This window comes from Flavobacterium lindanitolerans, from assembly GCF_002846575.1.
Classification (GTDB): domain Bacteria; phylum Bacteroidota; class Bacteroidia; order Flavobacteriales; family Flavobacteriaceae; genus Flavobacterium; species Flavobacterium lindanitolerans.
Genome location: NZ_PJND01000007.1, coordinates 1,992,849 through 2,018,548 on the forward strand (window position 1 = coordinate 1,992,849; position 25,700 = coordinate 2,018,548).

The 25,700-nt window shown below is 36.9% G+C and carries 25 protein-coding genes; 4 read left to right on the top strand and 21 right to left on the bottom strand.

Annotated features, from left to right (window positions below; genetic code table 11):
- Positions 1–2: 2 nt before the first annotated feature.
- Positions 3–764 (bottom strand): tRNA pseudouridine(38-40) synthase TruA, encoded by a 762-nt coding sequence (gene truA / locus B0G92_RS08855; RefSeq protein WP_056070875.1) that lies wholly within the window; start codon positions 762–764, stop codon positions 3–5.
- 168 nt (positions 765–932) lie between these two features.
- Between truA and B0G92_RS08860 the strand changes: the two genes are divergently transcribed.
- The gene (locus B0G92_RS08860; RefSeq protein WP_101471840.1) at positions 933–1,430 is read left to right on the top strand and encodes a metallophosphoesterase family protein; all 498 of its coding nucleotides are present in this window, start codon (positions 933–935) and stop codon (positions 1,428–1,430) included.
- A gap of 5 nt (positions 1,431–1,435) precedes the next feature.
- Here the strand turns inward: B0G92_RS08860 and B0G92_RS08865 are convergent, their stop codons facing one another.
- The 5 genes from B0G92_RS08865 to B0G92_RS08885 all read right to left on the bottom strand — a co-directional run bounded on the left by B0G92_RS08865 (position 1,436) and on the right by B0G92_RS08885 (position 5,541).
- Entirely contained in the window at positions 1,436–3,214 is a 1,779-nt protein-coding gene (locus tag B0G92_RS08865) for a tetratricopeptide repeat-containing sensor histidine kinase (RefSeq protein ID WP_101471841.1), read from the bottom strand.
- Positions 3,195–3,509 (bottom strand): hypothetical protein, encoded by a 315-nt coding sequence (locus B0G92_RS08870; RefSeq protein ID WP_056070883.1) that lies wholly within the window; start codon positions 3,507–3,509, stop codon positions 3,195–3,197. The genes B0G92_RS08865 and B0G92_RS08870 overlap by 20 nt, the downstream gene beginning before the upstream one ends.
- A 17-nt stretch (positions 3,510–3,526) precedes the next feature.
- The gene (locus B0G92_RS08875) at positions 3,527–4,186 is read right to left on the bottom strand and encodes a response regulator (protein ID WP_101471842.1); all 660 of its coding nucleotides are present in this window, start codon (positions 4,184–4,186) and stop codon (positions 3,527–3,529) included.
- A 341-nt stretch (positions 4,187–4,527) separates the two neighbouring features.
- Positions 4,528–4,839, bottom strand: a complete 312-nt coding sequence (locus B0G92_RS08880) for a hypothetical protein (protein ID WP_101471843.1) — start codon at positions 4,837–4,839, stop codon at positions 4,528–4,530.
- A 291-nt stretch (positions 4,840–5,130) separates the two neighbouring features.
- A complete protein-coding gene (locus tag B0G92_RS08885; RefSeq protein WP_101471844.1) occupies positions 5,131–5,541 on the bottom strand; it encodes a DUF4293 domain-containing protein in 411 nt (136 codons plus the stop codon).
- A 186-nt stretch (positions 5,542–5,727) separates the two neighbouring features.
- Between B0G92_RS08885 and rho the strand changes: the two genes are divergently transcribed.
- Positions 5,728–7,554 carry a transcription termination factor Rho gene (gene rho, locus B0G92_RS08890; protein ID WP_101471845.1) on the top strand — a complete coding sequence of 609 codons (1,827 nt, stop codon included), beginning with the start codon at positions 5,728–5,730 and terminating at the stop codon, positions 7,552–7,554.
- A gap of 59 nt (positions 7,555–7,613) precedes the next feature.
- Here rho and B0G92_RS08895 read toward each other — a convergent pair whose 3' ends face one another.
- The 8 genes from B0G92_RS08895 to B0G92_RS08930 form a co-directional block, all read right to left on the bottom strand.
- On the bottom strand, positions 7,614–8,408 hold the full coding sequence (locus B0G92_RS08895; protein WP_101471846.1) for a class I SAM-dependent methyltransferase: 795 nt from the start codon (positions 8,406–8,408) through the stop codon (positions 7,614–7,616).
- Positions 8,409–8,584: 176 nt separating this feature from the next.
- Complete coding sequence (locus B0G92_RS08900) at positions 8,585–9,355, bottom strand: alpha/beta hydrolase (RefSeq protein WP_101471847.1); 771 nt, start codon at positions 9,353–9,355, stop codon at positions 8,585–8,587.
- An 82-nt stretch (positions 9,356–9,437) separates the two neighbouring features.
- A complete protein-coding gene (locus B0G92_RS08905; RefSeq protein WP_101471848.1) occupies positions 9,438–10,025 on the bottom strand; it encodes a Crp/Fnr family transcriptional regulator in 588 nt (195 codons plus the stop codon).
- Between the two features lie 202 nt (positions 10,026–10,227).
- The gene (locus B0G92_RS08910) at positions 10,228–11,319 is read right to left on the bottom strand and encodes an endonuclease (protein WP_056070898.1); all 1,092 of its coding nucleotides are present in this window, start codon (positions 11,317–11,319) and stop codon (positions 10,228–10,230) included.
- A gap of 136 nt (positions 11,320–11,455) precedes the next feature.
- Positions 11,456–12,544 (bottom strand): endonuclease, encoded by a 1,089-nt coding sequence (locus B0G92_RS08915; RefSeq protein WP_101472058.1) that lies wholly within the window; start codon positions 12,542–12,544, stop codon positions 11,456–11,458.
- Positions 12,545–12,548: 4 nt separating this feature from the next.
- A complete protein-coding gene (locus B0G92_RS08920) occupies positions 12,549–13,772 on the bottom strand; it encodes an RsmB/NOP family class I SAM-dependent RNA methyltransferase (protein WP_056070901.1) in 1,224 nt (407 codons plus the stop codon).
- A 115-nt stretch (positions 13,773–13,887) separates the two neighbouring features.
- A complete protein-coding gene (locus B0G92_RS08925) occupies positions 13,888–15,111 on the bottom strand; it encodes a hypothetical protein (protein ID WP_101471849.1) in 1,224 nt (407 codons plus the stop codon).
- Positions 15,112–15,199: 88 nt separating this feature from the next.
- Positions 15,200–16,072 (bottom strand): helix-turn-helix domain-containing protein, encoded by an 873-nt coding sequence (locus B0G92_RS08930; protein ID WP_101471850.1) that lies wholly within the window; start codon positions 16,070–16,072, stop codon positions 15,200–15,202.
- 118 nt (positions 16,073–16,190) lie between these two features.
- On the opposite strand from B0G92_RS08930, the gene B0G92_RS08935 reads away from it, so the two are divergent.
- Complete coding sequence (locus B0G92_RS08935; protein ID WP_101471851.1) at positions 16,191–16,550, top strand: DUF983 domain-containing protein; 360 nt, start codon at positions 16,191–16,193, stop codon at positions 16,548–16,550.
- 224 nt (positions 16,551–16,774) lie between these two features.
- Here B0G92_RS08935 and B0G92_RS08940 read toward each other — a convergent pair whose 3' ends face one another.
- From B0G92_RS08940 to B0G92_RS08950, 3 genes are read right to left on the bottom strand one after another with little or no spacing between them, the layout of a single operon-like run.
- Entirely contained in the window at positions 16,775–17,947 is a 1,173-nt protein-coding gene (locus B0G92_RS08940; protein WP_101471852.1) for a PepSY-associated TM helix domain-containing protein, read from the bottom strand.
- Positions 17,948–17,950: 3 nt separating this feature from the next.
- Entirely contained in the window at positions 17,951–19,051 is a 1,101-nt protein-coding gene (locus tag B0G92_RS08945) for a PepSY-associated TM helix domain-containing protein (protein ID WP_101471853.1), read from the bottom strand.
- Positions 19,052–21,472 (bottom strand): TonB-dependent receptor, encoded by a 2,421-nt coding sequence (locus B0G92_RS08950; protein ID WP_101471854.1) that lies wholly within the window; start codon positions 21,470–21,472, stop codon positions 19,052–19,054. It lies immediately after the preceding gene.
- Positions 21,473–21,836: 364 nt separating this feature from the next.
- Between B0G92_RS08950 and B0G92_RS08955 the strand changes: the two genes are divergently transcribed.
- On the top strand, positions 21,837–22,892 hold the full coding sequence (locus tag B0G92_RS08955; RefSeq protein ID WP_101471855.1) for a WD40/YVTN/BNR-like repeat-containing protein: 1,056 nt from the start codon (positions 21,837–21,839) through the stop codon (positions 22,890–22,892).
- 4 nt (positions 22,893–22,896) lie between these two features.
- On the opposite strand, the gene B0G92_RS08960 is transcribed toward B0G92_RS08955, so the two are convergent.
- The 4 genes from B0G92_RS08960 to B0G92_RS08975 form a co-directional block, all read right to left on the bottom strand.
- Positions 22,897–23,328: a sensor of ECF-type sigma factor gene (locus B0G92_RS08960; RefSeq protein ID WP_245867744.1), complete on the bottom strand. Its 432-nt coding sequence runs from the start codon at positions 23,326–23,328 to the stop codon at positions 22,897–22,899.
- A 2-nt stretch (positions 23,329–23,330) separates the two neighbouring features.
- Positions 23,331–23,741 (bottom strand): hypothetical protein, encoded by a 411-nt coding sequence (locus B0G92_RS08965; RefSeq protein WP_056070923.1) that lies wholly within the window; start codon positions 23,739–23,741, stop codon positions 23,331–23,333.
- A 30-nt stretch (positions 23,742–23,771) separates the two neighbouring features.
- The gene (locus B0G92_RS08970) at positions 23,772–24,314 is read right to left on the bottom strand and encodes an RNA polymerase sigma factor (RefSeq protein ID WP_101472059.1); all 543 of its coding nucleotides are present in this window, start codon (positions 24,312–24,314) and stop codon (positions 23,772–23,774) included.
- Positions 24,315–24,426: 112 nt separating this feature from the next.
- Complete coding sequence (locus B0G92_RS08975; RefSeq protein ID WP_101471857.1) at positions 24,427–25,578, bottom strand: SRPBCC family protein; 1,152 nt, start codon at positions 25,576–25,578, stop codon at positions 24,427–24,429.
- Positions 25,579–25,700 lie beyond the last annotated feature (122 nt).

The following is a 25,700-nucleotide window of genomic DNA, read 5'->3' on the forward strand; positions in this document are numbered from 1 at the left end:
GGCTAATTTTTGTCAATCGGCTGAGTGCCACAAATATAAGGATATTCCACTTTGGTTAGAAACAGACCCTGGGCTGGGGCAGAAGCTCCGGCTTCATTTCGGTTTTTACTTTCGATTATTTTTCTGAAATCTTCCAGGCTTGTCTTGCCCATGCCAACAGCTACTAATGTTCCTACAATGGCACGTACCATATTTCGTAGGAAACGGTCGGCAGCAATTGTAAAGACCAGTTTATGCCCGTCTTGCTTCCAATAGGCTTCCATGATTTTGCATTGGAAAGTTTTTACATCGGTATTCACTTTTGAAAAACACTGAAAATCGCTGAATTCGAAAAGAATTTTTGCGGCCTGGTTCATTTTTTCCATATCAAGAGCCTGATGGCAGTACCAGCTTAAAGGTTCTTCAAAGACATCCTTTACGGTTGTAACATGATATTCGTAAGTTCTTTTCACCGCATCAAACCGGGCATGGGCATCATCCGCAACAGTATGGATTTTAAGAATGGCAATATCTTTGGGTAGATATGAATTGAGCCTGTTCTTTAAAATTGTTGCCTCAAAAGAAATTTCCGTATCAAAATGGGCAAACATTTGTTTGGCATGAACGCCGGTATCTGTTCTTCCCGCACCAGTAATTTCAATATCGCTCCGAAGCAGGACAGCAATAGCCTTGCCCAGCGTTTCCTGCACAGAAGGAGCGTTAGGTTGTTGTTGCCAGCCGTGGTAATTTTTGCCGTTATAGGCAAATTCGATGAAATATCTCAAGGTGAAGTAAATCCAAAGTTTTGAAAAACAAAGATAGTCATAAGTTTTATAGGAGTAAGAATGCAGGGTTTCAAATTTTTCTTAAAGTTATGAACTAAAAGAGTTTTGTTTTTTAGATTCAGGACTCCGGAAACTTTGTAATTTTATCCGGCCTAATTTTTAAGACATATGAAAAAAATTCTTTTACTTTCCGATACTCATGGGCATATAGATGACACGATTTTAAAATATGTCGACCAGGCAGATGAAGTGTGGCATGCGGGAGATATTGGCGACCTGATTGTAACAGATACTTTAAAAAAACACAAACCGCTACGTGCAGTTTTTGGAAATATTGACGGTGATAAGGCAAGAATGGAATTCCCGTTGAACAACCGGTTCATGTGTGAAGAGGTAGATGTCTGGATTACGCATATTGGTGGCTATCCCGGAAAATATAGTCCGGCTGTTAAAAGTGAAATTGCTTTAAATCCACCAAAACTTTTCATCACAGGACACTCGCACATTCTAAAAGTAATGTTTGATAAAAAATTAAACCTGCTCCATATGAATCCTGGAGCCTGTGGTATTTCCGGTTTCCATCAGGTGAGAACTATGCTTCGTTTTGTTATTGATGGAGATAAAATTAAAGATTTGGAAGTAATTGAAATAGGGAAGAGGCCATAGAGGATTTATTTCGGAATTTGGAGTTTGATGTAAATCAAGGTTCCGGCATTAATTTTTGAATTGATGGAAATAGTGCCTTTTAAGTGCTTGATTCTGGATTTGATTTGTGTAAGCCCAAAACCGTCACTCAATAATTCCTTGCTGGTGTCAAAGCCTTTACCATCGTCTTCAATAGTAAGCAGAAGCTGTTTGTTATTCTCTTCCAGCGTAATATAGGCTTTAGAAGCTTTACTGTGCTTTATGATATTGTTGAAAAGTTCTGCAGTAATAAAATACACCCGCATTTCAAACTCTTCGTTGTAACGTCTTCCTTGTGGAACATAACTCGAATATTCAAATTGAAGTATGGAGTTTGAGTTTTTTTCACAAAGGTCCTGCAAAGCATGAAACAGTCCAAATTTGGCCAATAATGGCGGAATCAGTTCATGCGATAAATCCCTGACATTATCGTGTGCTTCCTTAAGAATAGCCCGGGTCTTTTGGATTTCTTCAGAATTTTCTGTGGGATTTTTAGCAGCATAGGCTGAAAGATGGAGTCCGGCAGAAGACAATAATGCACTAATACTATCGTGAAGTATGGTGGCAATATTTTTTCGTTCAATTTCCTGTCCGTCGATGGTTGCATTGATGATATTTTGCTTAATCTGCCTGTCCAGTTCTATAAATCTGTTTTTTTGTTTCAACTTTAAGTTCTGGTAGAAGAAATAGAACAGGATAGTACTGAAAGCAAAAAGCGCGATAAAAATCAGGATTATTTTTTGGTTGTTTTTTTGCTTTTCTTCCAGCAGTCGTTGCTTTTCTTTATTCTCGTTTTCGATTTTTTCAATCTTGTATTTTGTCTCTACATCCGAAATGGCTCGTTTGATATTATCTTCATAAATTGTTTCGTTAACATGAAAATATTTATTCATGTAGTCGATAGCATTTTTATAGTCGCCCATCATTTCATAACCATATGACAGGTTTAGATATGTATCACTAACATTTTGTGAAATAGTATCGCTAGGGTTGATTTCCAATATTTTCAAATATTGTTCGATACCTTTTTTATAATTTTTTTCAACAGTAAGAGAATGGTAGCCAAGATTACTTAAGCTCGTTACAATACGTTCTGTACTTTTGCTTTTTTCGGCATAAAAAGCACAACTATCAAGATACTTTTTTGCCAACACATAATTTTGTTTATTGGAATAGTAAGTGTAATAATTATTATAACTTGATGAAAGTCTTGAAAAATCTCCCGACTTTTTCGCGCTTCTCATTATTTTATTCATGTAAAATGTAACACTATCTGAATCTAAATAAAAAAGAGCTTTATAAAGTCTTTGATAGACGAATAAATCATCACTCAAAAGATTATTTCTTTTTCTTAAATTTAAAGATATTTCATAATATTTTTTTGCTTTTTTATAGTCCCTAATAGAAGCATAACGATGGCCTATATCTTCCATTATTTTTATTCGGGACTCTACAATATTATGGTCTTCTGCAATTTTAAGGGCCTTGAATAAGGTTTCGAAGGATTTTTGATTATCATTAAGCATAAAATAGATGTCAGCCTTTTTGAGGCTGACATCACAATACCTTTTATAATCTTTGTTTTCCAGATAGAGCTTTGACTTTTGTCTTGAATATTTCAAACCGTTCAGGTAGTCTTTATTCTCAATATAATAGGATAAAGAGTCTGTAGTTTTATTTTGAGCCGTAGCAAATCGGGAAAATAAAATGAATAGTAATAGTATTGTCCAAAATGGCAATTTGAAATTAGTCCATTTTAAGGTCATCTATTCTCAATCTTGGTTTTTTTGTTACAGGGTCTCCATCACCAATTCCACCACTATTTCCATCAGGAAGTTCAAAATCTACATTGATAACATTCTCTATACAAGAAAAGTATTCGTAGTATTCTACAAACTCAGTCGATGGGTCTTTCTCGTACGGTTTTAAAGTAACGGCAATAATATTAACGTCATAAGGGTCTACAAAGGTGGTGTACTCGCAATTGATGGGGATTTGAAAAGCTACTCTAAAAGTATCATCTTCTTTTCCGATACTGTAGTTTTTTAAGAATAATGACATAGTTTCTGATTTATAGATTAATTAATTAAGTTATGTTTTAAGGCGTATTTGACCAATCCGATGGTTGTTTTTACATTAAGTTTTTTGATTAGGTTCTTGCGGTGGGTTTCTACAGTATTGGTACTGATATTCAGCTCTTCGCTAATTTGCGTTCCGCTGTATTCCATTGTGATGAGTTTGAGTACTTCCAGTTCTCTTTCCGTAATTGAGGAAAGCGGCATGGCTTCATTAATGTAACTCTGTTGTGGTATTTTGGAAAATGATTCAAAAATCCGGTCGCGTATGGATTGTGAAAAATATTCTTCTCCATTTGCGACTACATTGATGGCCTCAATAATATTTTCACCGGCGCTTTGCTTGCTAAGATATCCGTTAGCACCTAGTTTTAGTACTTCTTTTATGATTTTTACATCATCATAGCTGGAAAGTATGATAACCTTACAACTAAAACCTTTTGTGGCGAATTCACGAAGCACCTCAATACCGTCTTTTATGGGCATATTAATATCCATGACAAGGACATCGGATTTACTTTTTTCGACATCTTCGACCAGATTTTCGCCGTTTAGCGAGTATCCGGCGACTTCAAACTTAGGGTTGGTCTTCAGCATTGAAAGCATGCCGTCAATGAGAACCTGGTGATCGTCAGCGAGATATATTCTAATTTTTGTGTCCATTTATGGGGTAATTGGCTTAACCAAATTTAACTTTTTTTTTGAAGTAATAACACAACAAATTAATTTAACCTTGCGAAATGCGATAAAAATCGATGAACTACAAAAAAATAATTCAAATTGTTCAACGTATGCAAAGTTCCAGACGTTATTGGCTTTTTAGGGAGGCCGTAATTTTAGATCAGGTTATTTTTTGGGATATAATATCTTAATTGTTAGTTAAGAATAAGTTTGAATAACTTTAAATAATTTTGGTTTTTATCTACGTATAAAATATATGTCAGCCTCAAAAAGACTGACATAATATTATCTTTTTGGATAGAACTTAATTTTTTTAGAATACTTTAATATTTAATGTCATCTATTCTAAGTCTTGGCTTCCTACGCCATTTTGGGACTGGACCAGAATTTTTAGCTTCCAGATCAGGTATTTCAAAATCAACTGTGATGAAATCATTAATTGTACTGAAATATTCTACATATTCTACAAAATTAGAAGACGGGTCTTTTTCATAGGGTTTTAGCTGGATATTAATGACATTAGTTTCATAAGGATCTACAAAAGTACTATACTCGCAATTGTCTGGAATTTTAAAAGTTACTTTGAAATTCGTGGTTTCTTCTTTAATACCATAATTTTTTAAAAATAGAGACATAATTTCTGATTTATAGGTTATTAATTAAGTATGTTTAAAGGAAAATATTACCTGATCTTTTTAGATTGATATTCAGTTTTTTTGTTAATGAAAATTTCATAATCGTGAATATATTAGTTCTTCTGTATCCATTTTATGGCAAAATAGGTCTATCAAATTTAAATTTTTTGAAGTAATACCACAACAAATTAATTTAACCTTGCGAAATGCGATAAAAATCGATGAACTACAAAAAAAGCCCGAACAAAGTTCGGGCTTTCTCACGCACTAAATAAAACTAAGTTTATAGGTTTATCTCAATCGGTCCACAGATTTTACGAGATCTTCATCCTTTTTTATGGCTTTGTTTGCAAGCACTAGAAAAACGATAGAAAAAATAGGTAGAAACATCCCAATACCCTTCTCAGAGGTCGCCACCTCTCCGGATACGCTTAGTGAATGATATACAAATAATCCTAATAAAATTAAATTTAATATGATATTCAATCTGCCAAGGACAAATTGCAATTGTCTATTCTTAAACAAAAAAATGGCAATCAGTGAAAGAGCAGCACTTAATCCAAACAAAATCATATCCACAAGATGGTCTGCCGCAAAAGTTTTTATACCGGTTGAAGAAGTTTCCAACGGAAAAACAAAAGGTAGTATACCCATAATAATAAAGGCAATCAGTAGATAGATGGTCTGGATTCTCTGAATCATTTATTTGTTGATTTGTCCCACAAAAATATATTTTCTTTTTCATAAATACTATTGCATGATTAAAATTTATTCGTATTATTGCATAAGAAATCCGTAAGCACTTCATTTAGCGGATTATCCATTTTCAAAAAAAATAGAATCACATCTACTCTTTCAAAGATTCCAACAATTAATTCAAAAACATTCATGTTTGATATTTCTGTATTAAAAGAAATGAAGCTGTCTGAGCTTCAGGATATTGCTAAAGCAACTAAAAAAATAAAGATTAACGGAGTAAAAAAAGAAGCCCTGATTTATCAAATTTTGGATTATCAGGCAGCAAATCCTGAAGTTATTCCTGCTCCGGCCGCTGAAACTGAAGCCAAACCTAAAAGGGCAAGGATAATCCCGGAGAAAAAACCTAAAGTTGCTGTAGAAAATACAAATACCCTTTTTTCTGAACCGGAACCAACAGCTGTAAGCGAACAGCCAATCCAGGAAAAAAAGAAACCCGCTGCAAAACAACCCGTAAATCCTGCTAAAACGGCAGAAACCAAAAGCCCGGATGCAGTTGCAGCACCAACACAAAAAGATAAAAAGCAACGATTCAATAAAAATAATTTCGAGAAACCTCAGGCTGCCAAAGAAGAAACAGCAGAAAAAAATACAAATGAGGTAGTGGCTCCACAACCGGTTGAAGTAGAATCGGTTTCTTCTCAAAAAGGGTTAGAAAAAACGGCTAAACAACAGCAGCCACAGCAAAATCAGAAGCAGAACCCAAACCAAAAACAGAATCAAAATCAAAACGGTAACGGAAACCAAAATCCGAATCAAAACCAAAACCAAAACAATAATCCCAACGCAACCCCGAATTTCAAGAACAATAAAAAGGCCAATTTCAGAGATGCTGATTTTGAATTTGACGGTATAATTGAAAGTGAGGGTGTTTTAGAAATGATGCCTGACGGTTATGGATTCTTGCGTTCTTCTGATTATAACTATTTAGCATCTCCTGACGATATTTATCTTTCTACATCTCAAATACGACTATTCGGATTAAAGACCGGTGACACTGTAAAAGGAGTTGTACGTCCGCCAAAAGAAGGGGAGAAATATTTTCCTTTGGTAAGAGTATTAAAAATTAACGGACATGACCCGCAGGTTGTGAGAGACCGTGTTTCTTTTGAACACCTGACGCCACTTTTTCCAGATGAAAAATTTAATCTGGCCGGAAAACAAAGCTCTATTTCTACAAGAATTATCGACTTGTTCTCTCCAATAGGAAAAGGACAAAGAGGAATGATTGTGGCACAGCCAAAAACAGGTAAAACGATGCTTTTAAAAGATATCGCCAATACCATAGCAGCAAACCATCCGGAAGTATATCTTATTGTTTTGCTTATTGATGAAAGACCTGAAGAGGTAACAGACATGCAGCGAAGCGTTAGGGGAGAAGTAATTGCCTCAACTTTTGATGAACCTGCAGACAGACACGTAAAAGTAGCCAACATTGTTTTGGAAAAAGCAAAAAGATTGGTAGAATGCGGTCACGACGTGGTTATCCTTCTGGATTCAATTACCCGTTTGGCAAGAGCTTACAATACAGTTCAGCCCGCATCAGGAAAAGTATTGAGTGGTGGTGTGGATGCGAATGCCTTGCAAAAACCAAAACGTTTCTTTGGAGCGGCAAGAAATATTGAAAATGGCGGTTCTTTGAGTATTATCGCAACTGCCCTGACAGAAACAGGTTCTAAAATGGATGAGGTTATTTTTGAAGAATTTAAAGGAACCGGAAACATGGAATTGCAGTTGGACAGAAAGATTGCCAACAAGCGTATTTTCCCGGCTATCGACCTTACTTCATCAAGTACCCGAAGAGACGACTTACTTTTAGACGAAGGAACGATACAAAGAATGTGGATTATGAGAAAATACCTGTCTGATATGAATCCGGTTGAAGCCATGGACTTTATTAATGACCGTTTCAAGAAGACCAGAAATAATGAGGAATTCCTGATTTCTATGAACGACTAATCAAACAGAAATAAAAAAAACTCCAATTACTATTACTGAAATTGGAGTTTTTTTATGCCTTATTTTTTTGTTGCAACAATAGAATAGACCATCGGAATTTTATTACCCAGATGCATTATACGGTACTTCCCAGGTTCGAATTCTTCGGTTTTATTAAAGCAATCATAGGGCGAATAGTCATATTCATTAAAAGAATTCAATTCCAGACCATTTATGATAAGGCTGTTAAGGATTTCGCTGGTAGCGTGATTCCAGCTTACTGTTTTTAAAGAAACGGGTGCCTCTTTATCTGCGTAGGTGCCGTTTCCGGTCTCAATAATAGGAGCATCCTTGAAATAATTATAACCGATTCCTTCAAAGTTATCATCGAACATCCAGACAACCGGATGAAAATCTGCCATGATAAATTTACCGCCGGGTTTTAAAAATCGTTGGATAACCTTTGCCCATTTATCCAAATCAGGCAACCAGCCAATTGTTCCGTAACTGGTAAATACAATATCAAATTCTTCGTTAAGATGTTCCGGCAGGCTATATACATCACAATTAATAAAATGGGTATCAAGGTTTAATTGCTGTGCCGTTTCACGTGCCTTATCGATTGCTTTATCAGACAGGTCGACTCCGGTAGTTTTTGCCCCCAGTCGGGACAACGACATCGTATCCTGCCCGAAATGACATTGCAGGTGAAGTATTTTTTTGCCACTGATGTCACCAAGCAAATCCAATTCAATTGGTTTTAGCGTATTGTTTCCTTCCAAAAAACCTTTCTGGTCATAAAATTCAGAATCTACATGGACTTCCGTCTTTTTGTTCCAGGTTTCCCGGTTTATTTCTAAGTAATTATCTTCCATTGTTTTATATGTTAGCAATAAATTTAGTGACGTTACCCGTATGGATTATATTCCTCTCATTTTGCAACGTTGTGTAAAACTACAGATAAAAATCATACAATTATGAAATTGGTATACTGAGATTGAATTGCTATATGTTTATGGAACAAACACTACTGCTACTGATTTTTTACGGATTATAATTTTTCATACCAATCCAAAATATCGTCTGCCACTTTTTCCCAGCCCGGTTCGCCGGCTATAAAATGACTTTTACCATCATAGATTTTCAAATCGACTCTACTGTTTTTGTCTTTGTATTTTCCGGCAATGGTTGTGGTCAAAGAGGCGGGAAAAATATGGTCGTTTCCGCCACCAATAAATAAAAGTGGCGTATGGGCTTTTTTGAAATTGATATTAGAATAGGAGTCCAAAACCAACTGTCTGCTTACTGCATAACTTTCAGGAACAGCATATAGGTCAAACATTTTTTCTTTTTCTTTCTCTGGCAAAGTATTGAAAAAGGCATAATCATACCATTTGCGGGAGCCCATAAAATTTTTCTTTCCTGAAAAAAATCCAAAAGCAGGCAAAGCGGTTTTTAATGTTTGGAATGGAGGAAATACGTTTTTAGGAGGAGCACCATCAATGCTAACGGCTGCCGCTACTTTATTTAGGTCCGTTAATTTTAGTACAGCCATTCCTGCCATAGAATGTCCAATTACCAACGGTTTTTCAGGTAATGAATCAATCAGTTTGACAATATTATCTACCACTGCCTTGAAATTGGTTTTTACCAAATCAGGGTGTTCCGTTTTTCTCAATTCAGCAGGATTGCCTTCATGTCCAGGATTAACAGGAGTATGGACTGTGTAACCTTTTTGTTCATAATAGTTTTTCCAGGCTGTCCAGGTCTGGTTGTTTACGAAATTTCCGTGTATGAGCACGATTGTTTTTGACTTATTCATAATTTGATTATTTAGTTGTTAATGATGAAGCAAAGTTCCATCATTGCTATGCCAAAAACTTTAACCCGGGTTAAAATCGTAATTATTTGCCAGAAATTCTTTTTCGGATACGGCTGAGAGAAGGTCCCTGAATGCCGAGATAAGAAGAAATCTGGTACAATGGAACGGTATTAAAAATATCGGGATGGTGTTTGATTAAGTCCAAATAACGTTCCTCCGGAGTTTGGAAAAGAAAACTTTCAGTACGGGCAATGGTTATATTGAAAGCTTCCTGAGCCAGTAATCTGCCAAACCGTTCCCAGGCGTGTGACTGTCGGTACAATCCTTGCAAATCATTGATATGGATGCATAAAACCTGCGAATCGGTCATGGATTGGGTGTGGTAATCACAAGGACTCTGATTGATAAAGCTTTTAAAAGAAACTACAAACTGGTTGCCGGAATACAAGAATACATTTTTTTCATCGCCTGTTTTAGAATCAACGATATACGACCTGAAAACGCCTTCCGTTACAAAGCCGAGATACTTGCAAACATTTTTGTATTCATTAAAAAAATCCCATTTTTTATAGCTCATTTCCTGCCATAATGGTTCTGACAGCTCAAAATCTTTGTCTGTTAATCCGGCAAATTCTTTTAATGCAAACGATAGGTGTTTGAGTTTATCCATGATTTATCTTAAAAGTTCCGATTTTTCAAAGTAAATATAGATAATTTACAGAAAGCTTTACTATTTAAAAGAGATGATTTTATAGTGCCGCCTATACTTTTTTAAAATTCTACTTCTAAGATTACCAGTTTGTTAGAAAGCGATAAATACAAAAAAGCCTTTCTGATTTCAGAAAGGCTTTCGCTGACTTTTATCAATAAAATTAGTTCACGATTACTTTTTTAGTAGCCGTTTGGTTTTGTGAACCCAATTTCAGGAAATAAAATCCTGAAGGAAGATTCTCCAAAGTATAAGTATTGTTTTGTGAAGCAGGATTTTTAATTTCCTGAACGATTTGTCCGTTGATATTAATCAATTGGATTTCATCCAAAACGATATCAGACGCAATATTGATTTTACCATTGCTTGCCGGGTTCGGATATACTGAAACAGCAGAAAGCGGATTGAATTCTTGTGTTGAAAGCGACGGCCAACGGTTTTCGGCAGCCGGACCTCCCCAAATCAAAGTGGCCAGGTATGGGTTGTCAATAAAAGGATTTCTGTTTCCTTGCCCGTAAGCATTGTTTGCATTACCTAAATAGGTGTTTCTGTTATCTTCATATTGTGACACCGGATCTTCAGCATTCCACTGAAGGAATAAATCAATCATGTTAGTATCTGACGCTACTGCTGTACCAACCCCAACATTTTTTGGAAGGCATCTGTTACCATATCTAAGGTACATATACATCATCATTCGGGCAACATCGCCTTTCCACTCATCACCAGGATACCAGGTTGATGAAGTAATGTCACGTGAATTTCCGGAACCGGCAGTAAATTTTTCACTTCCTCTGTCACCATTTCGCTGAACATCGGCAGCTCTTAAGTGATGAGCATCAGCACCAGGTCCTGAAGTTCCTAAGTCTGGAGTTCCCAAAGATTTTGCATAGGTATGTTCTCTGTTCCATTGGCAGGTAGCACCTCCACCATCGCTGTTTTTGTTTCTGCGTCTGTGGTCGTTATCGTCTGCCTGAGATGACGGACAGATTGAATTGCTGAAGCCATACAAAAGCAGGACATTCGTGTTTGTAGCATCAGCCGGGTCAAGATCGATAATTTTGATGGCTTCTTCTGCACCATCATAACTTAAATTTCGGGTATGCGTTGATGTAATTTTTTGCGCAAGGGCTGTTTTTAAAGCCATTCCTGTTTGGCTGAAGTCAAATCCGTTGTAATAAGGAGCGGGCGCACCAGCTTGAGCAAAGGCAAAAGATGCACTAAACACCATTGCCAGAGTGTAAAATTTCTTCATTAAATTATAATTAAGGGATGGCAAATGTAATTGGTTTTACCAATAGGATTTTAAAATTTAACGTATTAAATGATGAAAAAATGCCTGATTTTTAAAAATCAGGCATTTTTTGTAAGAATTATATGTAAATGTAACGTTAATTCACTATTACTTTTTTGGTGGCTGACTGGCTGTCAGAAGTCAGTTTTAAGAAATAGAAACCGGATGGTAGATTTTCCAGAGTATAAGTCTTGCCTTGTGATGCCGGATTCTTGATTTGTTGCATGATTTGCCCGTTGATGTTAATCAGCTGTATTTCATCCAACTGCAACTCTGTATCGATATTGATTTTGTGGTTGGTGGATGGGTTTGGATATACATTAACAGCGGCAAGCGATTCATATACCGGAATAGCAAGCGGTGTACCCCAAACCATAGTTACATAAGCATTATTGTCAATGTATGGGTTTCTGTTATTTTGACGGGCATAAATAGCATTGTTTCGTGCTATTTCTTTGGCACTTACAGGGTCTTGTTGGTTCCAGGTAAGCAGAATGTTTAAGAAAGTAGGAGAGAACGCTCTGTCGCTCGAACCATCAAACATAGCTTTAGAAGTCGATGAAGACGAAGTGTAAAAACCGGCAAGCAGATTTTCATAACGTGTAGCAAAGTAAAAAAGAAGCCTTGCAAAGTCACCTTTATATTCATCGATAGGTTCAAAAACAGTAGAAGAGTATCCTGCAGAATATCCTGAGTTAAGATTGTTTCCTAATTTAGAACCGTTTTGCGAAGTCCATGTAGCATTTTGCACCACGCCAAAAGGATAATCGTCTCTTCTGGCATTAACTACTTTGTCTGTAGGCAATACGAAGTGCGCATCAGAATACATTGGTGTGGCTCCGTTGCCAAAATAACTTTGCGGAACAGTGTGTTCACGGTTAAAGAAAACACATTCTGTTGCTGCATTGGTTCCGTTATCCTGATTACCACCTTCTGCCACTGTACCAAAAGTAAAATCGCAATTGGAGTACATATCCCAAACTTTTCCATTGGCTTTTTTATCAGATGTCTGGTAAGTAGTATAAAGACCTGCATAACTTCGGTCATTATGATTTCTGATAATATTATAAAGCTGGGTTTTTAAAGTATATCCCGTACCAGTAGCAGAATTATAATAACCCGCAGGGGCCTGGGCATATCCTATTGTCGCAATAAGCAATAATAGGAAAGAGTAGTTTTTTTTCATTTGATTATTCTTTTTTGTCTTTTCGTTCAAATAACGCCATATAAAATCCATCAAATCCTGATTCTGAAGCCAGGATTTTAACATCTTTTACAAAGGTAAAGTTTTTTCCAGTCTCTGTTGTTAAGAAACGTTTAACTTGCTCCTGATTTTCAGAGGGTAAGATAGAGCAGGTAGCATATACCAATTTTCCTCCCGGCTTTACTATTTTGGAATAGTTCTCCAAAACTTCAGCCTGTACTTTTCGGATATTGTCGATGAATTCTGGTTGCAGCTTCCATTTGGCATCTGGATTTCTTTTGAGTACACCCAAACCACTACATGGGGCATCAATTAATACCCTGTCAGCCTTTTCATGTAATTTTTTAATAACTTTAGTGGTATCGATAATTCGGTATTCGATATTGAAAGCGCCATTTCTCTTGGCTCTCAGCTTTAATTGCTTTAATTTGCTTTCATACAAATCCATTGCAATCAGCTGTCCTTTGTTTTCCATCAAAGATGCCAGATGAAGTGTTTTTCCACCGGCACCGGCACAGGTATCAACCACTCTCATTCCAGGTTTTACATCCAGGAACGGAGCGACTAATTGTGAACTGGCGTCCTGAACTTCGAAAAAACCTTCTTTAAAAGCGTCCGTTAAAAATACGTTGGCTCTTTCTTTAAGCACCAAAGCATCCGGTTGGTCTTTTAAAAATTCGGTTTCGATATCCTGGTCCATCAAAATGGCACGAAGTTTTTCTTTGGTAATCTTCAGGGTATTGACTCTTAAAATAACTTTAGCCGGTTGGTTTTGGGCAATGATTTCTTTTGACCAAAGTTCCTCACCCAATTCTTCTATACCTAATTCGTCCATCCAATCCGGTATGGATTCCTTATATTTTCTGATTTTTGAAAGCTCGGCAAAACGGCCTTTTATTTTTCTTTCTGGCGTTCCTTCCAATTGTCTCCAGTCCGGAATAGGGTAGCCTCTTAAAACAGCCCAAACAGCAAAAATTCTCCAAAGATTATCTCTGTCAAAAGGTTCTCTTACTTCTGCAATTTCCATGTAGAGTCTTTTCCAACGAACAATGTCGTAAATAGTTTCTGCTACAAATTTTCTGTCATTGCTTCCCCAACGCTTATCTTTCTTTAAAGCTCTTGCTACAACCTTATCGGCATATTCTCCTTCATTAAAAATAGCATGGAGCGAATCAATGGTCGTATAAACTAAATTTCTGTGTAATCTCATTTTATGTAATTGAGGGGCAAAGGTATCATATTTTTTGCTTGTTTGCCAACAGACATGACTACAATGAAAAAGGCGGTCTGAAAATGACCGCCTTTCTTAAAAATTATATTTTGTTTTAGCCTCTGGAACCGCCGCCTCTTGAGCCTGAATTGCCTCTTGAACCGCCACCGTCATTACCTCTTGACTGTTGTGGAGCACTTTGTCTTGGAGCGGAATTCCCTCTGCTGATGTTTGCGTTGGAAGGAGCACTGCTTCTTGTAGATGATTCAACTCTTGGAGTACTGGCTCTGTTAGGTGTTTCATAACTTCTTGTTGGCGTATTTCGTGTATTTTCTACTCTGGTAGGAGTCTCAATACGGCTGCTTGTAGTTCTTGTAGAATTTGCCCTAACCGTTGTTCCTTCAGAACGTGTTGTGTTTCTTGTGGAAGAAGTAAAGCCACGGTCAGGAGTTCTGGTTCCGGTTGTTCTGGTTTCAGTTATTGTAGGGTCAGAACTTCTATTTGCCGTTACTGAATTTCGTGTTCCTGTAGTTGTGCTTCGGGTTACATTTGAATTTCTGGAACCTGTTGTAGCAGATTGATTTCTTGTTGAACCGCCTCTTGTTTGAACCAATTCATATCGATTGCTGACGTTGTTGTTTCTTTGTGCAAATGACCTGTCAGGATGTTGTCTTTCGTATCCGTTTGAACGTCTTGTGTTATACATTGCCACAGCTCTTGAGCTTCTTCTCGTATTTACATAATAGTAGTTGTTATGCACATTGATATGATTGTGGACATGTCTGTGGTATCTGTAAATAGGATACGGATTCCAGGTATAGTAGTAAGATGGATAGTAACTCCAGTACCATGGAGAGTAATAAGGTCTGTAATAGTTAGTCCAGAAAACATTGAATATTACAGGTCTTGTTACATATACGGGTTCATAGATGTAGTTGGTACCATACATATAAACATCACCTACTACCTGAACCTGCACGTTGTTATTGCTGTCTCGCTCCACTTCAATTGTTGCAACGTCCTGATAGATATCACGTTCCAAAACAGATTGGATGATAATCAGGTGGGTATTGTTTTCTACAGTTTCGATAACCCGTAGATAGTCTACTTTATTATCACCATTCAGGTCAAGATTCGAAATCTGCGTTTTAGGGTCGTTTAACCTTCTTTCAAAGTCTGCCAAATCCTGTGAGTCTCCAAAGATGGAAGCTACGGCTCTAAGGTCGAGGTTGTCACTGATATCACTGCTGTTGGCTGTGACGGTCGTCCTGTCTTGTGCCTGGATTTGTGTCGCAAATAAAAATGCGAATAGGGCAGATGTTATAAATTTTGCTTTCATGATTTCTACTTATTTTAAGTGTTCTTGACTGATAATTTTTTCTTTACAAGCTATTATCCAATATCCGTGCCAAGATTTTACACTACGCTTAGTAGAGTTTAAGAAACCCAGTAGGAGTGAGGCCTGAACTCTTCTTAAATAATTTCGAAAAGTAAGCATAGTCATCATAACCTAAAGATTCGGCTATAGCCGAAAAATTATTTTTGGTATGTAAAAATCGTCTTTTTGCTTCCAGTATAATCCTGTCCGTGATAACTTCAGATGCTGTTTTTCCAATTATAGTTTTTGTAATCCGATTTAGGTGTTTGGGACTGATGTTCATCCAGTCTGCATATTGTGAAGGTGATTTTTCTGTGATGTAATTTTTTTCAATCAGGTCTTCAAATTGCTGGAATTTCTCAGAATAGGCACCAGATTTTATGATTTTTGGAGCATTTTCTATCAGATATAACCGCGACAGTTCAATATAAATAATGTCGATATAGCTTATAATAAGCTGTTGCTGAAAATTTTTGGCACTTTCGTATTCATCCAAAAGTTTCCGGAATAAGTGTTCTGTTTTTTTGCTGTTTTCACTGTCTAAAGCCAGAAAAGGCGTATTCTGGATGGAATAGAAAAAAGGAAACTGATGCAGTCTGTTGTGGGAATAATGCAAATCGTAAAAATTAGCCGTGTGTGAAAAAATATAACCGTCAATATCTTCAGAAAGTTCCCAGTGGTGCGTTTTTCCGGGAGCAAGAACAAATAGGCTTCCGGGTTTGATTTCATAAGAATTAAAATCAATTTCATGCCTTCCGGAACCTTTCGTAAATAGAATTGTCAGATAGGAATTGTGTTTGTGAGGACGGGTTATTTTGCTGTGATTCTCCGCTATATGTGGAGGAATCCTGTTGACATAAAAATCCTTTTGGCCTTCGCCTAATTTTAACTGACTGATGTCTAAAACGCTAATCATTTCCATAGCATAAAGGTAGGAGAAAAAATTTTAAAATGTCCTAATAATACAAATTTTAGCGTAATTAGCCTATTGTTGGAGGGTGTTTTGTTTCGGAACTTTGTCCTAATAAAACAATAGAGTTATGTCATTCTTAAAAAATGTAATTCAGAATAAGTGTCCTCACTGTGGAAAAGGAAAAGTATTTAAAACAAACGGCAATCCATTTTTATTCCAGATGCCCGAAATGCACCCGGAATGTTCAGAATGCGGACATAAGTTTGTAAAAGAACCCGGTTTTTTCTTTGGGGCAATGTATGTGAGCTATGCGCTGGCTGTTGGAGAAATGGTAGCTACTTTTTTTATTTCCAGATTGTTTGTTACAAGTTTAGTACACAGCCTTTTGTTTATCGTTGCGACAGCATTTCTGTTATGCACGATTAATTTCAGATATTCAAGGCTGTTATGGATTTATATGTTTGACAGCAAGGCTAAGGTCAATTAGTGTAGGATAGCAGTAATTTGTAAGGGGTTTTCGCCACAGATTAAAATAATTTTCACAGATTGGATTAGCGGCTTTGCGAGAGAATAGTTGCTCGCAAAGCCGCAAAGTCGCAAAACACTATGGTTTACTAGAATCTTTTTGATGCAAAGTTTCTCATAATTTTTAGAATCATCCTAATCTGTGTAATCTGTGGCATTGAATACCAACAGATTTTAGAAATCACACTAATTAGCCCTCTTGGTTTTTTTCTTGAATTTTCTGCCATACCAGATTAAAAATCCTGTTACAGGTAACATGCCGCAGATAAAGCTTGCAATGAAAGCGATTATTTTTCCGGGAATTCCAAGAATTGCCCCAACATGCAGGTCATAGTTAGCCGTAATTAATTTTTCTCCGAAATTTTTTTGGGAATGGTTTCTGTTCAATAGAATCTCTCCGGATTTTTGGTCAAAACGCATTTCATGTGAAACATAATAAGTGTTTTCGTTTTGCTGGACATAAACATCCATAGTTGCTAAAGAATCGGCAGGTTTTCTTAAGCTGAAAGCATCGGCATCGGGATAAGCCAGTTTTGCTTTTTCGAGAACGGCCTCCATTGCATTGGAAATTTTCGGAAGATTTTTATCCGCTTCTTTTGTTACGACTTCCGGCCGTTCAGTTGTGCCGGAACCGGCTACATAAACGGCAGCCTGGAACCATGAAAATGCCCATACCATTCCGGTAAAGGCTATAATTAATGCGATTGTAGCGATATAGAAACCGAAAATATTGTGGATGTCATAATTTTTTCTTCTCCAATTTGTGGTTTCTTTCCATTGGAATTTAAAACGCTGCTTGCGTGCGGCTTTGTTTTTGGGCCACCATAAAATAATTCCGGTAATGAGCATGATGACAAAAATGAATGTGGACCAGCCCACAATCTGTTGTCCAAGACCTACCTCCAGCAAAAGACTCCAATGGATAAATTTCACAATATTGAAAAAGTCCATTTCTTCATCGTAAACCGCCAGAATTTCTCCGGAATAGGGATTTACATAAACCGACTTATAATAGTCAATTGCTCCAAAATAGGTAATTGCATTTTCATTTTTCTTATAGCAGCCAAAAACCCATGTTTTTTCAGGATTGTTAGAAACCTTTACTCTGGAAATTTTAAGATTGTTTCCGATTTTTTTCTGTGTATCGTCCCAAAGCTTTGAAATGGGAATGGGCGCGGATTCCGTTTTGGAAACATACATAACGTCTTTGCGTAGTGCTTCCGTAATCTCGACGCTAAAAACATAAATACAGCCGGTAACGGAAAGCAACAGTACAACCGAGCCTGAAGCCATTCCAAGCCAAAGATGTATTTTCCCAATCCAATGCTTAAAGCTGTATTTGTTTTTCTTCTTTGCCACAGATTATTTTTTTGCCTTTTTGTTTCTTCTTCCCCAGAAAATTATAAATCCAGTAACTGGCAGGGCAGCCGCAAGCAAGCTGAGTATAAAAGCAATTATTTTTCCGGTCAGGCCAAAGTATTGTCCGGTATGCAATCCGTAATTCATTTCCTGTAACTGTGTTCCGGGACTTTTATTTTCGTATAAATCCGTATTCAGGAGTTCTCCGGTTTTTGGATGAAAATACAGATTGGACTGATGGTCAAAATCCAGAGCATCCGGATAAGAGCCTGTTATGATTGCTGATTTTTCACCCTGATACCATACAAAAAACATTTCGTCGTTTGGTTTGGCTTTATAAGCTTGTGAAAGGGCAATATCCATTGGATTGGCTTTTGTATTTGGTACCAATGTAGAATCGATTGCCGGTGAAAAGTCATCATTTGGATATTCCTGTCCAAGGTTTCCAACAAAGTACATCGTTTTATGCATCCACTCATAAGAAAATGTCAGTCCTGTCAGCGCAATTACCAATACGAATAGCGAGATGTAGAATCCGGTTACATTATGCCAGTCATAATTCACGCGTCGCCATTTGGCTTTCCATTTAATCCGGATTCTGTTTTTTAAGTCCTTACGTTTTTTGGGCCACCATAAAATAATTCCTGAAATAAGCATGATGATAAAAACAATTGTTGCTATTCCAACAACATGCTTTCCAATTTCCGGTGGTAGCCAGAGATGCATATGGAGGTCTTCTATAATGGCAAAAAAATCATCTTCTATGCTTTCCTGTTTTAAAAAAGCACCGGAATAAGGATTAAAATATAAATTATAAGGTTTGTTGCCAATAGATGAATAAACAATGGCGGGTCTGTCTTTTCCGTAAAAAACAACCATGTCGGCAGTGGCTTCCGGAAACATTGTTTTGGCTTTCGACTGTAATTCTGAAGCTAAAATATAAGATTTGTCCTCGATGTTTACTTTTCTGTAATCTCTTGTCAGATCTTTGATTTCATCGTGAAAACAGAAAATAGAACCAGTGATACTCACTATAAACACAATAAGCCCGGAGGTGAGTCCGAGCCATTTGTGTAAGAATCTTATATTTTTTTTAAAACCCATTTAGAATTTATACGAAACGCTTCCCATGAAGGTTCTTGGAGCCTGTACGTTAATTGTAGTATAACCGTTAAAATACAATTCATCTGTCAGGTTGTTTATTTTTAGGGAAAGCCTGTATTTTGGCTGGTCATAATACAATGCCGCATTAATAACCGCGTAGGATGGCAAAGAGAATGTCTGTACGTCGGCACTATTTCCTGAACCCGTAGGATTTCTGTTATAAATAAACATCTTATCCGCATAATTACCTCCAAAACCAAAGCCCAGACCTTTCATTTTGGTTGTCTGCAAACTGTAGCTAATCCAATAGTTAATCATGTTTTCCGGACCTGCTGTTTCTGGTCTAAGGCCGTTTACATTAGGAGCAGCATTGTTGATTTTGCTGTTGTTGAACGCATAACCAATGATAAAGTTCAATCCCGGAATTGGGTTGGCAGTAATTTCTGCTTCAAAACCTTTGCTGGTCTGGTTACCGTCCTGAACGCTGGTATTGGCTAATTGTCCGGCTCTAAGAATGTCTTTAACTTCAATATTATAATAGCTGAAAGAAGCACTTAGCTTATTTTGGAACGTATTGATTTTTACTCCGGCTTCAAACTGGTTGGCCTGTTCCGGGTCAAAAGCTTTTAGTTGCGGAGTTCCGTTTACATCAGCCAATTGGTAACCAATGTTTTTAAAACTGTTCTGGTAATTTCCGAAAACAGAAACCTGATCTTTTACGATTTGATATACGGCACCAAATTTTGGAGACAGTGCATTTTGGGAGAAAGCACCGGATGTTGTATTGGCAGCCGGGTCAAAATTTCCATCGTTGTTATAATGGTCAAAACGTAAGGCTGCTGAAAGAATCAATCTGTCGGTAACATTAATTACATCAGAAATATAGGCACTGTATGTTGTTAGTGAGTTATGGGTCTTGTAATGCGTTCCCTGCGCAAACAAAGCTTCTGTGGCTTGTGGTGTGAAGTTGTAATAATTGTCGTTAGGTCCTGCATAATTTACCGTGTCAAAGTAAAAGAAGGTAGGAAGGTATCCATAACCTACTTTGCTTTCCATACGGTAGATGTCGCCACCAAGCAGGAATCTGTGTTTCATTCCAAAAAGGTCAAATTCTCCGTTGAAGTTTTGCTGGAATTCGATGATGTTGTCTCTACCATCAATATTCCATACGTTTCTTGACATTTCATTATTACCCAACAGGTAGAACCAGGTTTGTGGTCCTACAGACTGATTGGAGCTGGTGCTGAATACAGACTGTGATTTCCAGTTGTCAGACATTTGGTAGTTAGCCTCAGCAAAAATATTGGCTGTTTTGGTATTCATCATAAATTCATCGCCTACAAATGAACGTTTCCAGTTCATTTTAATATCAGTGGCACTGTGAAGACCTAAACTGTTTGGAGTTTTGTCAAATGGAATGTAAATTAAAGGCATTGATGAAGCATCAACATTCGATAATTCTGCATCAATAGAGATGGAAAGTTTTTCATTGACCTGATAAGAGAATGATGGCGCAAAAAAGTAGCTTCTTGTATGGCCATAATCCTGAAAAGTATTGGCATTATTATAAGCCGCATTTACTCTTAGCAAAGCAGTATTGTCATCATTGATAGGAGTATTAATATCAGCAGTGATTCGGTTTAATCCAAAACTTCCTGCCTGGTATGAAATCTCACCGCCAAAGTTGTCATAAGGTTTTTTAGTGACACGGTTAATCAAACCTCCGTAAGAAGTAAGTAAACTACCAAAAAGAGTGGCAGACGGCCCCTTGATACTTTCTAATCTTTCCAGGTTTGAAGCATCGACGTTATTTGTGATTTTTCCGGCAATACCATTTCTTAATAAACTTTGGGTAATGAATCCGCGGGATGAAAAGTAAGAACCTCCATCGCCAACACGGCCGGTTGAAGCCCATAATTGGTATAATCCCGGAATATTTTTTAAAGCTTCATCCTGATTAACCACCAGCTGGTCTTTCATCAGCTCTTTGGTAACCACACTATACACCTGTGCGTTTTCCAGGTTTTTGATTGGCATTTTGGAGACATAATTGCTTTCTGCTTTGGTATATCTGTTAATGTTGCCGGTAATTACCACTTCTGCCAATGTTTCATTCTTGCTGTTCAGTGAAATGTTTTCTAAAGTTGTAATTGCATTTTCTGTGATAGTGAAAGCTACTTCTTTAGAGGTATATCCAACAAAGGCAATTTTTAAGGTGTAATCGCCTGGCTTTATGTTCTGTATTTCGAACTTACCATCAGTACCGGTCTGGGTTCCGAATCTTGTGCCATTTACAGTAACTGTTACAGATTCAAGTGGGGTATTGTCTGTAGAAACAACCCGTCCATTTAATGTTCCGTTTTGCGCAAAGGTTATGGCGCTAAATAAAACAATGGTGAGCGTTATTATAAGCTTATTCATTGTAGTGAGATTTGTTTAAGTTTAAAATTTGGTACAAAAGTAATTCTCAAAAAACAAGCAAACAAGATTTATTTAGAACAATTAAAAATAAATTTGAAGTTTTATAGTTTATCTAAAATATAAAGAGTATAATTGTGTTACTATTTTTTTTATTCTTTATATGATGCGATTTTTTCAACAATTGTTTTTCTTTCGTGAATAATTGATTTTTACTGTTTTTTATTCTAAAATTTTATAGCATTCTTTCGTTTTGTGTTATAAATGCATTTCAACGAATTTTTTTGCTTTTTGCTGATTGTAAGTGATGATTTTGAGTTTGTTATGAGTTCTTTCGTTTCTTTGCAGCCTATAACCAAAAACAACCATGAAAAAAGTACTGTGTATTTTTTTACTATCCGTTGCATTTACCCAATGCAAGCATGAAATAAAACCTGAAAAAAACCATTATTTTTCAGATGTTATTATTGATACGCTTTGGCAGGATAATTTTAATATCAGGGCAATTCTGATAGAAAATGATAAGCTATGGTATGCTGCCGATAAGGGAAAATATGGCTACTATGATTTAACTTCTAAAGAGAAATTTCAAAAAACGATTTCAAAAGATACGGTCAATCCTGAGTTTAGAAGTATTGCAAAAAACAGCAGTGCTATTTTTGTGATGAGCGTTGGCACTCCCGGATTGCTTTACAAAATAGCGAAAGATGGCTCCGAAACGAAGCTGGTTTATAAAGACGACAACGAAAAAGCCTTTTATGATTCGATGCAATTTTGGAATGATAAAGAAGGTATAGCCGTGGGCGACCCTATTGGTGACTGCTTTTCTGTGATTATTACTAGAGATTCCGGAAATACATGGCAGAAAATACCTTGTGAGAAACTACCGAAAATAGCCGAAGGGGAAGCTGCTTTCGCAGCCAGCAATACAAACCTTATTGTGAGGAATAATGCGGCATGGATTGTTTCAGGAGGAAAGCGAGCCAGAATTTTTTATACTTCAGATAAAGGAAATTCATGGGAAGTTTCAACTACCCCGATTGTTCAGGGTGAAGCAATGACAGGCATTTTTTCAGCCGATTTCTATGATGAAAATATCGGATTTATTGTGGGTGGGAATTATGAAAAGCCCGAACTGAACTCAAAAAATAAAGCGTTGACCATAAATGGAGGTAAAACCTGGACATTGATAGGAGATAATACAGGGTTTGGTTATGCTTCCTGTGTGCAGTTTGTTCCCGAGTCGGGAGGGAAGCAGTTGGTGACGGTTGGTTTTTCCGGATTGCAATATTCTTCAGATAATGGTGCTACCTGGAAGCAATTTTCTAAAGATAAAGATTTATATACGATTCGTTTTATAGACAATAACATGGCAATCGCTGCCGGAAAGAATAAGATTGTCAGGATAAAATTCAAAAAATAAGGTCCTATTTTCTAGGACCTTTTTCTTTGTACTGACGTAATAATTTTCGGTTGAAATCATCTTCCGCCTTTTTCAGTTTTAAGATTTTTACAGGCGAGAGTATTGTTTTCAGGCTGCTAACCAATTTTCTTCTGTTTTGAAACAATTCGTTTTCATAATCTTCCATCTGGTTGATAAGAGCCAAAGCTTCCTTGTCTGTCATCGCATCCATCGCATCCAGTTTTTTTCCTAAGGCACGCATTTTCTGATGTTTTAATTCGAATTGTTTCTCATCAAATGCATTATAGACAGGCCAGAATTTTGCAGCTTCATCAGAAGTTAGCGAAAGTTCAGTAGTAATAAAAGCCGTTTTTAAGGACTTGATTTGTTCTCTTTTATCGTCCTGGGCAGAAGCGGTTAGTCCAAAAACGAGCAAAATAAGAAATAGATTTTTCATAATTATTCTGTTAAGTAGTTCTCTAAATTAGTATTGTCAGACAGGGCACTTTCTACAACGGCATCATCAATTTTGAGGTCAGATTCCAATGCTTCGATATCTTCCTTGTCCAGAAGATTAATCAGGTCGTATTGGCTTATAGTAGATTGGTAGGCCAGGTAATTTTCTAAACTTTCACCATCGATAGCAGCATTGTTGGCAGGTTTGTTTAGAAAAGGAATTGCAAATCCAATTATAAGCACAGCCGCTGCAGCCATAAACCAGTTTTTCCTTCTCTGGAAAATTGAGCGTACCGGTTTTTCATTGGAGTCAATCCTGGCTAGCATCTGTTCCGAAAAGTTTTCAAAATAGTTATCGGGAGTTTTGAATCCCGGCTTTATTTTTGGTCCGTTTTCTAAATTAAATGAGTTCATATTCTTTTGACTTTATAAATCTGAAAAGGTTTAATGTTTGAGCATATATTCTTCTACTTTCTTTACCGCATGATGGTATGAGGCTTTTAAGGCACCTACAGAAGTATCCAGGATTTCAGATAATTCTTCATATTTTAATTCTTCAAAATAGCGCATCTTAAAAACCAACTGCTGCTTTTCAGGAAGTGTTGCTATGGCTTTCTGTAACTTTAGCTGTATTTCATCGCCTTCGAAATAATCATCGGCTTTCAGGCTTTCAATTTGTTTTTGCTGGAAATTTTCACTGGTCATGCCATTCCGCCTGGCTTTTGCGTTCAGAAACGTTATGGCTTCATTGGTGGCAATCCGGTACAGCCAGGAAAATAATTTACTTTCGCCTTTAAAGTTTTTCAAATGTTGGAATACTTTTAAGAATGTATTTTGCAATACGTCGTCAGCATCATCATGGTTTAGGACAATATTACGGATATGGCTGTATAAAGGTTTCTGATAAGAAGACAGCAATGTCTGAAACGCTTTATTTTGCGTTTTAGGGTCCAATAATTCTTTTATGAAAGCCTGTTCGTCCAGCAAAAGCAATTTCTTTTTTAAGTAAGACTAAAGATAACGGAAAAGGTTTAATACTGAATTAAACTATCCAATAAAAAAGCCGGACAATTGTCCGGCTTTTGGTATCTATTGGTTTTTATTCTATGACCTGATTTTCTTTAACAACCGGTGGTTTGGCTGGAGTTACAGTTTTTGTAGTGCTGTTGGCTGGTGTGGTTGTTTTTGCAGAAGTTCCGCTAACGGCAGAAGGTGTAACTGCTTCCGTTGGGGCAGATTGTCCAACCGGAACATAAATTTCTGTTACCCATTTCGAAGGATTCTTTACCTGTGCGGCAGAAGTTACATAAACCTCAATATAGCTTCCTGATTTATTTTCAGTCAGGTTGTTCTTTTTGATATGGGCCAGAGCTTTATCCCAGGCTTCTTTTCCGTGCGAATAGTCTCCTTTTAAGGTTGTTTTCAAAGCCTGGAAGGGTTCTAACTTACCGCTTGTATAATCGCTTCCTTCTGCCGTAAAAATCTCTTCGCGCATTGGAAGACATACGGAAAAACTTGCCTTGTTATTTGGGACGTCGTAGGTGTTGTAAAGAATAAAAGGACTACCTGTTAGCGCAATATTATTATCTTTAAAAAAGCGAAGCATGCTCGGCAATATGATTCCTACATTTTTTTGGACTTCTGAAATTTTGCAGGTCACTTTTTGCTGGAAATAATAACCTCCTGATTTCTGTACAACACCATCCACCTGTATTGAGTAGGTGTTGATTTCATAAGAGATGACCTTATCCAGCTTGGCAAGAGTACGTTCCTGCATATCGCCTACCATCTTTTTTGCACCACCTTTAAATATTGCATAGGCTTTATCCATGAAACTCAACTTACCTTGAGAGTGCCATGTGACTTTCGTACCGCCAACGGTGTCTTTAAATGTAAGATAGGCTTTGCCTTCGTTACCTGAAAAAGTGGTTTTTTGTGCAATACTATCGTTTTCTTTTTCAAATACTGTTTCGGTTTTTCCTTCACCGGAACTGCCTTTCCATGTATAAAAAGCACCTTTCCCTATAGTTGTGTCAGAATAAGTAAACTGCATGTTAGGGTCATCATCTTTCCAGGAACCAAAATCTTCCCAGTTTTTATAATCGTTGACATAACTGAAGACAACAGATTTCTGCGCCTTGATTATTCTGCTTTGTTCCGATTCATATTCACCGGGCTGGGTTGCTATATAAACAGTCAATCCGATAACAGCAAGAAGAATAAGGAGCAATATGTATTTCAGTATTTTCATAAGGTTTTTTATTAGGCACTTTCGCAATACAAAAGTAAGAAAAATAGTTTGATATCGATTGGTAGAATATCTCGCTTCAGTTCCGTTAGGAAATCATTATATTTGTTTTTTAGTAACTAAAA